Origin of the sequence: Streptomyces sp. KLMMK, assembly GCF_036961605.1 — a bacterium.
Taxonomy (GTDB): Bacteria; Actinomycetota; Actinomycetes; order Streptomycetales; family Streptomycetaceae; genus Streptomyces; species Streptomyces telluris.
Map to the genome: position 1 here is coordinate 1 of NZ_JBAMDC010000215.1, position 11,653 is coordinate 11,653.

At 72.6% G+C, this 11,653-nt stretch carries 12 protein-coding genes; 5 read left to right on the forward strand and 7 right to left on the reverse strand.

The genetic code is table 11. From position 1 onward, the window contains the following. A partial coding sequence (locus V7793_RS24935) for a cbb3-type cytochrome c oxidase subunit I (protein WP_336010123.1) occupies positions 1–492 on the reverse strand: 492 nt, incomplete at its 3' end. Continuing rightward, positions 489–1,460: an aa3-type cytochrome oxidase subunit II gene (gene ctaC, locus V7793_RS24940; protein ID WP_058044771.1), complete on the reverse strand. Its 972-nt coding sequence runs from the start codon at positions 1,458–1,460 to the stop codon at positions 489–491. The genes V7793_RS24935 and ctaC, both read right to left, overlap by 4 nt. A 278-nt stretch (positions 1,461–1,738) precedes the next feature. Between ctaC and V7793_RS24945 the strand changes: the two genes are divergently transcribed. Then, positions 1,739–3,121: a cysteine desulfurase/sulfurtransferase TusA family protein gene (locus tag V7793_RS24945; protein WP_336010125.1), complete on the forward strand. Its 1,383-nt coding sequence runs from the start codon at positions 1,739–1,741 to the stop codon at positions 3,119–3,121. A gap of 65 nt (positions 3,122–3,186) precedes the next feature. Here V7793_RS24945 and V7793_RS24950 read toward each other — a convergent pair whose 3' ends face one another. After that, positions 3,187–4,161 carry a carbohydrate kinase family protein gene (locus V7793_RS24950; RefSeq protein WP_336010127.1) on the reverse strand — a complete coding sequence of 325 codons (975 nt, stop codon included), beginning with the start codon at positions 4,159–4,161 and terminating at the stop codon, positions 3,187–3,189. Between the two features lie 175 nt (positions 4,162–4,336). Between V7793_RS24950 and V7793_RS24955 the strand changes: the two genes are divergently transcribed. Continuing rightward, positions 4,337–4,552, forward strand: coding sequence for a hypothetical protein (locus tag V7793_RS24955; RefSeq protein WP_058044768.1), 216 nt, complete (start codon positions 4,337–4,339; stop codon positions 4,550–4,552). Between the two features lie 138 nt (positions 4,553–4,690). Further along, the gene (locus V7793_RS24960; protein WP_336010130.1) at positions 4,691–6,211 is read left to right on the forward strand and encodes a hypothetical protein; all 1,521 of its coding nucleotides are present in this window, start codon (positions 4,691–4,693) and stop codon (positions 6,209–6,211) included. Positions 6,212–6,291: 80 nt separating this feature from the next. On the opposite strand, the gene V7793_RS24965 is transcribed toward V7793_RS24960, so the two are convergent. Then, complete coding sequence (locus tag V7793_RS24965) at positions 6,292–6,648, reverse strand: HesB/IscA family protein (protein ID WP_058044766.1); 357 nt, start codon at positions 6,646–6,648, stop codon at positions 6,292–6,294. Between the two features lie 248 nt (positions 6,649–6,896). Here V7793_RS24965 and nadA point away from each other — a divergent pair, with 248 nt between their 5' ends. After that, the gene (gene nadA, locus V7793_RS24970; RefSeq protein WP_336010132.1) at positions 6,897–8,084 is read left to right on the forward strand and encodes a quinolinate synthase NadA; all 1,188 of its coding nucleotides are present in this window, start codon (positions 6,897–6,899) and stop codon (positions 8,082–8,084) included. Positions 8,085–8,191: 107 nt separating this feature from the next. Here the strand turns inward: nadA and V7793_RS24975 are convergent, their stop codons facing one another. Next, entirely contained in the window at positions 8,192–8,887 is a 696-nt protein-coding gene (locus V7793_RS24975) for a response regulator transcription factor (RefSeq protein ID WP_336010133.1), read from the reverse strand. A gap of 21 nt (positions 8,888–8,908) precedes the next feature. Further along, a complete protein-coding gene (locus V7793_RS24980) occupies positions 8,909–10,126 on the reverse strand; it encodes a bifunctional adenosylcobinamide kinase/adenosylcobinamide-phosphate guanylyltransferase (RefSeq protein ID WP_336010136.1) in 1,218 nt (405 codons plus the stop codon). A gap of 138 nt (positions 10,127–10,264) precedes the next feature. Between V7793_RS24980 and V7793_RS24985 the strand changes: the two genes are divergently transcribed. Beyond that, entirely contained in the window at positions 10,265–10,474 is a 210-nt protein-coding gene (locus tag V7793_RS24985; RefSeq protein ID WP_336010138.1) for a hypothetical protein, read from the forward strand. Positions 10,475–10,520: 46 nt separating this feature from the next. On the opposite strand, the gene V7793_RS24990 is transcribed toward V7793_RS24985, so the two are convergent. Continuing rightward, positions 10,521–11,609, reverse strand: coding sequence for a S1C family serine protease (locus V7793_RS24990; protein WP_336010139.1), 1,089 nt, complete (start codon positions 11,607–11,609; stop codon positions 10,521–10,523). Positions 11,610–11,653 lie beyond the last annotated feature (44 nt).

The window sequence follows — 11,653 nt, forward strand, 5'->3', positions numbered from 1 at the left end:
GCGGACGGCGTCCGACAGCGGGGAGTAGGCGAACCAGCCGAAGTCGGCCGCACCCTGCGGGGTGAGGAAGCCGGCCACCGCGATGATCGAGCCGAAGAGGTAGAGCCAGTAGGCGAACATGTTCAGCCGCGGGAACGCCACGTCGGGCGCGCCGATCTGCAGCGGCATGATCCAGTTCGCGAATCCGGCGAACAGCGGCGTCGCGAACATCAGCAGCATGATCGTGCCGTGCATCGTGAACGCCTGGTTGAACTGCTCGTTCGACATGATCTGCGTGCCGGGACGGGCGAGTTCGGCGCGCATCAGCAGCGCCATCAGACCGCCGATGCAGAAGAACGCGAACGACGTGACCAGATACATCGTGCCGATGGTCTTGTGGTCGGTGGTGGTGAGCCACTTGACCGCATTGATACCGGGCTGCTTCTGGCGGACTGGCGGTGCTGCCGTGGCTGTCGCGGCGGCGGCACCCTGGGGTTCGTTGAGGATGCTCACTTGTTCTTGGTCTCCGCGTTCTTCGCGTGATCCGTCTGCGCGATGCCCGCCGGCTGGTAGCCGGTCTGGCCCTTCGCGGCCAGCTCCTTCAGGTGCTGCTTGTAACGCTCAGGAGAGACGACCTTGACGTTGAACAGCATCCGGGAGTGGTCCTGGCCGCAGAGCTCGGCGCACTTGCCCAGGAAGGTGCCCTCCTTGTTCGGGGTCACCGTGAAGCTGTTGGTGTGGCCCGGGATGACGTCCTGCTTCATCAGGAACGGCACCACCCAGAAGGAGTGGATGACGTCCCGCGAGGTGAGCACGAACTGGACCGTCTCGCCCTTGGGCAGCCACAGCGTGGGGCCCGGGTTGTTGGTCTGCTCGTTGCGCGTGCCGGGGATGCCGATGTCGTAGACACCCTCCGCGCCCTTCGGTGCCTTCGTCAGGAACCGGTCCGGGATCGCGTCGAGCTCCTTGTTGTCACGGAGCGGCTTGGCTGGGGTCGCGGCGTTGCCGTCGACGTCCTCCATGTAGTTGAAGGCCCAGCTCCACTGGAAGCCCACCACGTTGATGACGTGCTGCGGCTTTTCAGGGTTGGTGAGAAGCTTGTTCTCGTCGCGAGCGGTGAAGTAGAAGAGCACCGACACGATGATGATCGGGACCGCGGTGTAGAGCGCCTCGATCGGCATGTTGTACCGGGTCTGCTGGGGCACCTCCACCTTCGTCCGGCTGCGCCGGTGGAAGATGACGCTCCAGATGATCAGGCCCCACACCAGGACACCGACCACGAGGGCGGCGGCCCAGGAGCCCTGCCACAGGGAGAGGATCCGCGGCGCCTCTTCCGTGACCGGAGTGGGCATTCCGAGGCGGGGGAAGTCCTTATATGTGCAACCGGAGGCGGTCGCCAGGACAGCGCCCGCGGCCAGCGCCTGCAGCAGCTTCCGCCGCACCGGGCGCCGCGACGAGCGGTCGGAGCCGTTGGGACTCACGTAGCGCCTTCCCGAGAGTCTCGCCCGTGCGGCCGGCTGCGGCCGTCTCGCTGGTCGGTCGCCGGCCCGCTGCGGGCAGGGGTTTGGATGTTTATGCGGACCAAACCCTACTGGACGCTATTTGGGGCCGCGCGGGGAGGGTGCCCAACGCGCCGCGTCACTCCCCGAAGGGATGGAATCCACGGGTCCGGCGGCCGTCTGGGGGACCGTCAGACGGCTGCTTCGCAGGTCGGGCGGTACGCACCGGCCACGCGGCGGCGGCAGGTTAGTTTCTGGGTGTGCCCTACTTCGACGCCGCCTCCGCCGCACCCCTGCACCCCGTCGCCCGCCAGGCGCTGCTGGCCTCCCTCGACGAGGGCTGGGCCGACCCCGCCCGGCTCTACCGCGAGGGCCGCCGGGCCCGGCTGCTGCTGGACGCCGCCCGCGAGGCGGCCGCGGAGGCCGTCGGCTGCCGCCCGGACGAGCTCGTCTTCACCCCTTCGGGTACCCGCGCCCTGCACGACGGCATTGCCGGCGCCCTCGCCGGGCGCCGCCGCACCGGCCGCCACCTCGTGGTCTCGGCCGTCGAGCACTCGGCCGTGCTGCACTCCGCCGCGGCCCTGGAGGCGGCCGGGGGCAGCTTCACCGAGGTCGCCGTCGACCGCGGCGGGCGCGTGGCCCCCGGCGCGTACGCCGCCGCGCTGCGTCCCGACACCGCACTGGCGGTCCTGCAGTCCGCCAACCACGAGGTGGGCACCGTGCAGCCGGTGGCCGAAGCGGCCGAGGAGTGCCGGGCGGCGGGCGTACCGCTGCTGGTGGACGCCGCGCAGTCGCTCGCGTGGGGGCCGGTGGAGGGCGGCTGGTCGCTGCTGACGGCCAGTGCGCACAAGTGGGGCGGTCCGGCCGGCGTGGGCCTGCTCGCCGTGCGCAAGGGGGTGCGGTTCGCCCCCCAGGGACCGGCGGACGAGCGGGAGTCGGGCCGGTCGCCGGGCTTCCCCGACCTGCCCGCGATCGTGGCGGCGGCCGCGTCGCTGCGGGCCGTGCGGCAGGAGGCGGCGACCGAGGGCGCCCGGCTGCGGGCGCTGGTCGAGCGGATCCGCGAGCGGGTGCCGGCGCTCGTGCCGGACGTGGAGGTGGTGGGCGACCCCGCGCGGCGACTGCCGCATCTGGTCACCTTCTCGTGTCTGTATGTCGACGGCGAGACGCTGCTGCACGCCCTGGACCGGGCGGGCTTCTCGGTCTCCTCCGGCTCCTCGTGCACCTCCAGCACGCTGGCCCCGAGCCATGTGCTGCAGGCGATGGGCGTGCTGTCGGAGGGGAACGTCCGCGTGTCGCTGCCGGCGGGCACCGCGGAGGAGGACGTCGAGCGCTTCCTGGACATCCTGCCGGGCGTGGTGGCGTCCGTGCGGCGGCAGCTGGGCGCGCCGGCCGCGCCGGAGCCGGTCTCCCGTACGGCGTCGGAGCTGGTGATCGACTCACTGGGCAAGCGCTGCCCGATCCCGGTGATCGAGCTGGCCAAGTCCATCGGCGACGTGCCGGTGGGCGGGCTGGTGACCGTCCTGTCCGACGACGAGGCCGCGCGGCTGGACATCCCCGCGTGGTGCGACATGCGGGAGCAGGAGTACGTGGGCGAGCGCCCGGCGGAGCGGGGCACGGCCTACGTGGTGCGGCGCCGCACGTAGGAGCACGTAGGACGCGTGAGCCCCTGCCCCCGGGCGGGGGCAGGGGCTTTCGCGAACCAGGAGAACTAGGACAGGTGCGCCTTGACCTCGGCGGCCGCCTCGTCGCCGTAGGCCTTGGTGAAGCGCTCCATGAAGTGGCCGCGGCGCAGCTCGTACTCCTGGGTGCCCAGGGTCTCGATGACGAGGGTGGCGAGCATGCAGCCCAGCTGCGCGGCGCGCTCCAGGGAGAGCTCCCAGGTCAGGCCCGTGAGGAAGCCGGCGCGGAAGGCGTCGCCGACGCCCGTCGGGTCGACCTTGGCCTCTTCCTGGGCGCAGCCGACCTCGACGACGGGCTCGCCCGCGCGCTCGATGCGCACGCCCTGGGCGCCGAGGGTGGTGACGCGGGTGCCGACCTTGGCCAGGATCTCGTCCGCCGACCAGCCGGTCTTGGACTCGATGAGGGCCTTCTCGTACTCGTTGGTGAAGAGGTACGTGGCGCCCTCGACGAGGACGCGGATGTCGTCGCCGTCCATGCGGGCCAGCTGCTGGGAGGGGTCGGCGGCGAAGGGGATGCCCCGCGAGCGGCACTCTTCGGTGTGGCGGATCATCGCCTCGGGGTCGTCGGCGCCGATCAGGACCAGGTCGAGGCCGCCGACGCGGTCGGCGACGGGCTGCAGCTCGATCTGGCGGGCCTCGCTCATCGCGCCGGTGTAGAAGGACGCGATCTGGTTGTGGTCGGTGTCCGTGGTGCAGACGAAGCGCGCGGTGTGCAGGACCTCGGAGATGCGCACCGAGCCGGTGTCCACGCCGTGCCGCTCCAGCCAGGCGCGGTACTCGGCGAAGTCGGCGCCGGCGGCGCCGACCAGGATCGGCTGCAGACCGAGCAGGCCCATGCCGAAGCAGATGTTGGGGGCGACACCGCCGCGGCGGACGTCGAGGTCGTCGACGAGGAAGGAGAGCGAGACGGTGTGCAGCTGGTCCGCCACGAGCTGATCGGCGAAACGGCCGGGGAACGTCATCAGGTGGTCGGTGGCGATGGAGCCGGTGACAGCGATACGCACGGCGGTTCTGCTCCTGCGGGGCGAGGTGGGCGGGCGGAGTGGTGGAAACGAGACGAGCCACACCACGCTACCGGGTCCGGATATCGCACCTGGGTACGGTTTCGGCCACCGTCCGGACAAAATTACCAAATAGTAGCCCTTTCATCGTGCGTCGCGGGCTGCATACGGTGCCGTCATGCCGAACCCTGTGAAGGACGTCACTTTCTCCGACTCCGAGCCCGAATCCCTGGCGGAGCTGCGCGGGCTGTGCGCGCGGATGTCCCCGCACTGGACGGGCGGCACCGGGCAGCGGCAGGCCGCCGCGGTCGTCCCGCCCTCGTGGATCAGAGGGGTCTCGGTGCCGGCGGGGACGCCACGGCTGATCGACGGAATGTCGGAGTACGGCGACTGATGCCCGAATACGGCGGCTGATGGATCCGCTGTAGACGCATCCCGGTGGAACCACTCGCTCCTGCGCTCCGTCCAAACGTCGTCCCCTTCGCAGGGGATGCGGCGCTACAGACATTGGGCGGAGTGAAGGAGCGATGTGGTGAGCACCGAGGGCGGCAGCCCCGAAGGCAAGCAGCAGCGGAAGCGGTCCCGGCTCGCGGTCGCGTCGGTCGCGGCGGCGGTGCTGCTGGCCGGTGGCGGCGGAGCGTACTGGGCGGCCACGGCCTCGGAGGGCGACGGCGGCAAGGACAAGGGCTCGGCGGGCGGTGAGAGCTCGCCACCACCCCTCGCGCTGGACGCCCCGTCCACGGGCGGCGGCCCCTCCGGCTCCCCGCACCAGGGCATCGCCGTGGGCGAGCCGGACCCGAGCGGCATGCGCTACCGGGCCGAGGGGAAGCTGCCCGACGGGCCGCGAACGGCCCCGGTGCGGCTGCCGAAGGGCGAGGTGAGCCGCGAGGACGCGGCCCGGCTCGCCGAGGCCCTCCACGTACCGGGAGCGCCCACCGCGGACGGGGACGTGTGGCGGGTGGGCGGCCCGCCCGGTGCGGACGAGCCGGTCCTGCGGGTGGCCCGCAAGGCGCCGGGCAACTGGTCGTTCGCCCGCTTCGGCGACGCGGGCAAGAGCTGTGCGCACCCGGCCTCGGGACCGGCCACGGACCCCGCGGCCGACCTCTCCCCCGGCGCCGCCGACCGCTGCCCGCAGCAGGAGGGCAAGGCCTCGGACGGGCAGCCGCCCGTACCGGAGGAGAAGGCGAAGGGCGCCGCCGCGCCCGTGCTGAAGGCGCTCGGCCAGGACGACTCCAAGGTGGACGCCTCGGTCCTCTTCGGCGCTGTGCGGACGGTCAACGCCGATCCCGTGCCGGACGGCCTGCCGGCCTTCGGCTGGCGGACGACCCTGGAGGTCGGCGCGGACGCGCAGATCGTGCGCGGCAGCGGACAGCTGCAGGTCCCGCCGAAGGGCGCGACGTACCCGGTGGTGACGGCGGCCGAGGCGCTGAAGGAGCTGAACAAGGGCGGCGGCACCGGCAGCGGCGGGATCGGCGGCTGCGCCTCGCCCGTCCCGCACGACGGCTCGGACGTGCCGGGCGGCTTCGCACCGCCCTGCCCGCCGAAGCAGCCGCCGCGCGAGCCGGCGGCGGTGACCGGGGCGGCGTTCGGCCTGTCGGCGCAGTCGGTGGCCGGGCGGCCGGCGCTGGTGCCGTCGTGGCTGTTCCAGGTGCGCCTGCCGGGTGCGGAGAAGGGGCAGACGGTCACCGTCGCCCAGCCCGCGGTGGACCCGAAGTTCCTGGCGAAGCCCTCGCCGGCGCCGGACCGCTCCGAGCGCCCCGGCAAGGGCGAGCCGAAGTCGTCCCCCGTGCGCGTGACGTCGTACAGCGTGGAGGACAAGAAGCTCGTCCTGCACTTCTGGGGCGGGGTGTGCCGGAACTACGCGGTCTCCGCCGAGCAGTCCTCCGCCGCGGTGACGGTCAAGGTCACCGGCACGGAGAAGGAGCCGGGCCGGCAGTGCGTGCTGATGGCGAAGAAGTTCGACGAGACGGTGACGCTGGACGAGCCCCTGGGCGACCGGAAGGTCGTGGACGTCTCGACCGGGGAGCCGGTGGGGCAGCAGCAGGAGAAGTGAGCGGATCGCCCGCACGAAACCGCGAAGGCGGTGGCCCCGGCCGGGGCCACCGCCTTCGCGGTGATGAGGGTGGTGACGGCTCAGCTGAAGGAGTCACCGCAGGCGCAGGAACCCGTGGCGTTCGGGTTGTCGATCGTGAAGCCCTGCTTCTCGATGGTGTCGACGAAGTCGATGGAGGCGCCGCCCAGGTACGGGGCGCTCATACGGTCGGTGACGACCTTGACACCGTCGAAGTCCTTGACGACGTCACCGTCGAGCGAGCGCTCGTCGAAGAAGAGCTGGTACCGCAGACCGGAGCAGCCGCCGGGCTGGACGGCGACGCGCAGCGCGAGGTCGTCACGGCCTTCCTGCTCCAGCAGGGCCTTGACCTTGGCGGCGGCGGCATCGGACAGGAGGATGCCGTCGCTCACAGTGGTCTTCTCGTCCTGAACGGACATCTGCTTCACTCCCGGGTTTGGTGCGGACTGCTTGCCCTCGGCTGCAACCGCCGGTCTCCCGGATTCATTCCGGGCCTGCTGCGGTGTGTTTCCGCCTTTCATGCTCGCACACCGTTCGCCGGATCGGGAATGTGTCACATCGACGCGATCACCATCGTCAAAGTGACGCGAAGCGGTTATGATAGATAGCGTCATTTTGACGACAAGGCCCTTTCCGGCCGTCCCGCAGAACAGAAAGGGTGCGTGACGTGACCACCGCCCAGCCCTTGGACTTCCAGGCCCCCTCCCCTTCGCCCCTCGCGCTCCTGCTGCTCGGCCGTGAGGCCGACCCGAAGAGCGAGCGCGGTGTGGAGTGCCCCGGCGACCTGCCGGCGCCCTCCGACCCGGACCTGGTGGAGCGTGCCCGGGCTGCCAAGGCGAAGCTCGGGGACAAGGTCTTCGTGCTCGGCCACCACTACCAGCGCGACGAGGTCATCGAGTTCGCGGACGTCACCGGCGACTCCTTCAAGCTCGCCCGCGACGCCGCCGCCCGGCCGGACGCCGAGTACATCGTCTTCTGCGGCGTGCACTTCATGGCCGAGTCCGCGGACATCCTCACCACCGAGGACCAGCAGGTCGTCCTGCCGGACCTCGCCGCCGGCTGCTCCATGGCCGACATGGCCACCGCCGAGCAGGTCGCCGAGTGCTGGGACGTGCTGACCGAGGCGGGCGTCGCCGAGGTGACCGTCCCGGTCTCGTACATGAACTCCTCCGCCGACATCAAGGCCTTCACCGGCAAGCACGGCGGCACGATCTGCACCTCCTCCAACGCCGAGCGCGCCCTGACCTGGGCGTTCGAGCAGGGCGAGAAGATCCTCTTCCTCCCCGACCAGCACCTGGGCCGCAACACGGCCGTCCGCGACATGGGGATGTCCCTGGACGACTGCGTCCTGTACAACCCCCACAAGCCGAACGGCGGGCTGACCGCCCAGGAGCTGCGCGACGCCAAGATGATCCTGTGGCGCGGGCACTGCTCGGTGCACGGCCGCTTCTCGCTCGACTCCGTCAACGACGTGCGCGAGCGCATCCCGGGCGTCAACGTCCTGGTGCACCCCGAGTGCCGGCACGAGGTCGTGGCCGCGGCCGACTACGTCGGGTCGACGGAGTACATCATCAAGACCCTGGAGGCCGCCCCGGCCGGCTCCAAGTGGGCCATCGGCACGGAGCTGAACCTGGTCCGGCGCCTGGCGAATCGATTCGCCGGCGAGGGCAAGGAGATCGTCTTCCTCGACAAGACGGTCTGCTTCTGCTCGACGATGAACCGCATCGACCTGCCGCACCTGGTGTGGGCGCTGGAGTCCCTCGCGGACGGCAAGGTCGTCAACCGCATCGAGGTCGACCCCGAGGTCGCGGCGTTCTCGAAGCTCGCGCTGGAGCGGATGCTGGCGCTGCCGTAGCCGCCACGGCATCTTCCCGGGACCTGCTGGACCTGCTTCCCGGGCCCGTTTCCCGGGGCTCCGCGGCGAGCCCCGGGAAGCGCGGCCGGTTCGTCCTCGACGCTCGGCTAGTCCGTCCTCGGCCGGACCAGGCCCGACTCGTAGGCGATGACCACGAGCTGGGCCCGGTCCCGCGCCCCCAGCTTCGCCATCGCACGGTTGACGTGCGTCTTGACGGTCAGCGGGCTGACCTCCAGGCGCTCGCCGATCTCGTCGTTGGACAGCCCGCCCGCCACCTGGACGAGTACCTCCCGCTCGCGGCCGGTGAGCGCGTCGAGCCGCACGGCCCGGCCCGCCGGGCGCTCGGGCTCCCCCGGCTGCGCGAGGAACCTCGCGATCAGCCCCTTCGTCGCCGCGGGCGACAGCAGCGCCTCCCCCGCCCGCGCTATCCGGATCGCCGACAGCAGTTCCTCCGGCTCCGCGCCCTTGCCGAGGAACCCGGAGGCGCCCGCCCGGAGCGACTGCACCACGTACTCGTCGACCTCGAAGGTGGTCAGCATCACCACGCGGACGTCCGCGAGGGCCGGGTCGGAGCAGATCGCGCGGGTGGCGGCGAGGCCGTCCGTGCCCGGCATGCGGATGTCCATCAGGACCACGTCCGGGGCCTGGCTGCGCGCCAGCTCCAGGGCCTCGGCGCCGTCGGCGGCCTCCCCCACGACGGTCATGTCCGGCTCCGAGTTCACCAGGACGCGGAAGGCGCTCCGCAGCAGGGCCTGGTCGTCGGCGAGCAGGACGCGGATGGCGGGGCGGTCGGGTGCAGGCATGGGCCTCAGGGTACGGAGCGTTCAGCGCAGCGCGAGCGCCTGTCCCGCCACCACCAGCAGGACGTGCTCGCACTCCGCGGCCACCGCCACGTTCAGCCGGCCCAGCTCGTCGCGGAAGCGCCGTCCCGACGCCGTCGCCGGGATGACCCCCGACCCCACCTCGTTGCTCACCACCACGACCGTGCGCCGCGTGGCCCGCACGGCCGCCACCAGCTCCGCGACCCGGGCCGCCAGCGCGTCCGCGCCCCCGTCGGCCCACGACTCGTCGTCCCACGCCCCGACCGAGTCCATCGCGTCCGTCAGCCACAGCGACAGGCAGTCCAGCAGCAGCGGCGGGCCCTCCTCGGCCAGCAGGGGCACGAGGTCGCAGGTCTCGGCCGTGCGCCACGAGCCGGGCCGGCGCTCGCGGTGCAGGGCCACCCGCGCCGACCAGTCGGCGTCGCCGGGGCGGGTGCCGCCCGTGGCCACGTAGAGCACGTCGGGGAACGACTCCAGCCGCCGCTCGGCCTCCACGGACTTGCCCGAACGGGCGCCGCCCAGCACCAGCGTGCGCCGCGGCAGGTCCGGCACCGCGTGGTAGTCGCCGACGACCAGCGTCGTGCCGTCGGGCACCGTGCGGGCGCCGGCTGCGGCGAGCTGGCGGTGCAGCTCGCGCCCGGGCGGCACGTCGTGGTCGAGGTGGACGGCGAGCACGTCCGTCGTGGCCGTGACGGCGCCCGCGGAGCGCAGCCGGGCGAGCGCGTCGGGCCGGCCGAGGACGTCGAGCAGCACCATGTCGTACGGGCCGCCCGGGCGGTCCGGGCCGGGGCCCGGCCCGTTCAGGCCGGCGGGGGCCGCGCCCGGCGGGAGGTAGAGCAGGCGCTCGCCGTCCGCGGCGGTCACCTCGTACCCCGTGCCCGGGGCGTCCAGGGCCACCGCCCGGATGCGGTGGCCGCTGATCACGGCCAGCTCCCGGCCGTCCGGCACCCGCACCGGCGCGGGCAGGCCCGCCGGGAACTCGACGGGCGGCCCGTCGTGCGGGTGCGAGAGCAGGACCTGCCGGACCCCGGCGATCGACCGCCCTGCGCGGGCCGCCGCGAAGGCCGGCCCGGGCGTGAGGTCCAGCAGCAGCGCCCCGTCGACGAGGACCGCGGTCGCGGCCCGCGCCTCGTCCCCCACGGCGGTGGAGCAGGAGGCGCAGGGGCAGTCGGGGCGCGGCAGCCCTTCGGGGGCTCCGGTGCCGAGCAGTGTCAGTTCCACGCACTGATCGTCTCGCGTCCGCGCGCGGCGGGCGCGCGGGGCTCACCCTTTCTCGTCGCCGACGGGCCGTTAGGCTGCGCAGCGCAGCACGTATGCAGGACCTATCCAGCACGTTCCGGTGGGACTCAGGAGGCGGACATGGCGTGGTTGTGGCGGTTCGAGAAGGCCGACGGGACGGAGACCTCCCCGGCGGTCGAGCCGGAGGAGTTCTCGACGCAGGGGGACGCCGAGTCCTGGATCGGCGAGGTCTGGAAGGAACTCCTGGACGGCGGCGCGGAGCGGGTGACGCTGTTCGAGGACGACTCGGAGATCTACGTGATGAGCCTGCGCGCGGCGGCCGAGAGCTGACCTGCGCCCCGCCGCCTGCCGCCCCCGCCCGGGGCGGCAGGCGGTCTCAGATTTCGCCGAGGGTCACGGTGGTGGTGTGCTCGGTGCCGTCCCGGTCGTAGGTCACCTCGGTGCGCTCGCCCGGTTTGAGGCCCGCGAGCGCCTCGGACAGGGACTGCATCGTGGAGATGCCGTTCCCGCCCACCGCGGTGATCACGTCCCCGGCGCGCAGGCCCGCCCGGTCGGCGGGACCGCCCTGGTTGACGGCGACGACCGCGACGCCGGCCGGGGTGAAGTCCGGGCCGATGATCGTGCGCCCGGTGATGCCGAGCGCGGCCCGGCCGGAGTCGGTGACCCTGCCGTTCTTGACGATCTGGCCCGCGACGGTGCGGACGGTCGCGGCGGGGATCGCGAAGCCGATGCCGGGCGCCGGGCCCCGGCCGAGCTCCGGGTCGGTGGCGGCGAGGGTGGGGATGCCGATCACCTGGCCGGCGAGGTTGACGAGGGCGCCGCCGCTGTTGCCCGGGTTGATGGCCGCGGAGGTCTGCACCATGTTGGCGATGGTGGCGCCGGTGCCGCCGCCGCTGCGGCCGGAGCTCACGGTGCGGCCCACGGCCGAGACGATGCCCTGCGTGACGCTGCTGGACAGGCCCAGCGGATTGCCCATCGCCAGCACGATCTGGCCGACCTCCACCTTCGAGGAGTCCCCGAAGGCGGCGGGCTTGAGGTTCCTGGGGGCCTCGTCGAGCCGGACGACCGCCAGGTCCTGCTCGGGATAGCTGGAGACCAGCCGGGCGCCGACGGGGCCGCCGCCGGTCGCCAGGGTGACCTTGAAGGACTGCGCGGAGCCGACGACGTGGGCGTTGGTGACGATGTTGCCCTTGGCGTCGAAGACGACGCCCGAGCCCAGGCTGTCGCCCGCGGTGATCTGCACGACGGACGGCAGGACGTCCTTGACCACCTTCTCGTAGGCGGCCTGGAGGTCCCCGGCGGACCCCCGGATGGTCGGCGCCCCGGACACGGAGGGCGCCTTCTGCGGCCCCTCCCTCTCCGCGGGGCGGGGCGAAGTGGCGGAGCAGCCGGCGGTCAGCGCGGCGCAGCAGACGAGGGCGGTCAGCAGGAACGTGGCACGGGCGTGGGCGCGTGAGCCATCCATGCTCGGAGTATTGCCCCTGCGGGCGGGCCTGTCCCGGCCGGGCC

Coding starts and splice junctions, on each gene's coding strand:
- V7793_RS24955 (WP_058044768.1), top strand. CDS start 4,337: ATGCCGAACCCTGTGAAGGACGTCACTTTCTCCGACTCCGAGCCCGAA.
- V7793_RS24990 (WP_336010139.1), bottom strand. CDS start 11,609: ATGGATGGCTCACGCGCCCACGCCCGTGCCACGTTCCTGCTGACCGCC.
- V7793_RS24985 (WP_336010138.1), top strand. CDS start 10,265: ATGGCGTGGTTGTGGCGGTTCGAGAAGGCCGACGGGACGGAGACCTCC.
- V7793_RS24965 (WP_058044766.1), bottom strand. CDS start 6,648: ATGTCCGTTCAGGACGAGAAGACCACTGTGAGCGACGGCATCCTCCTG.
- V7793_RS24975 (WP_336010133.1), bottom strand. CDS start 8,887: ATGCCTGCACCCGACCGCCCCGCCATCCGCGTCCTGCTCGCCGACGAC.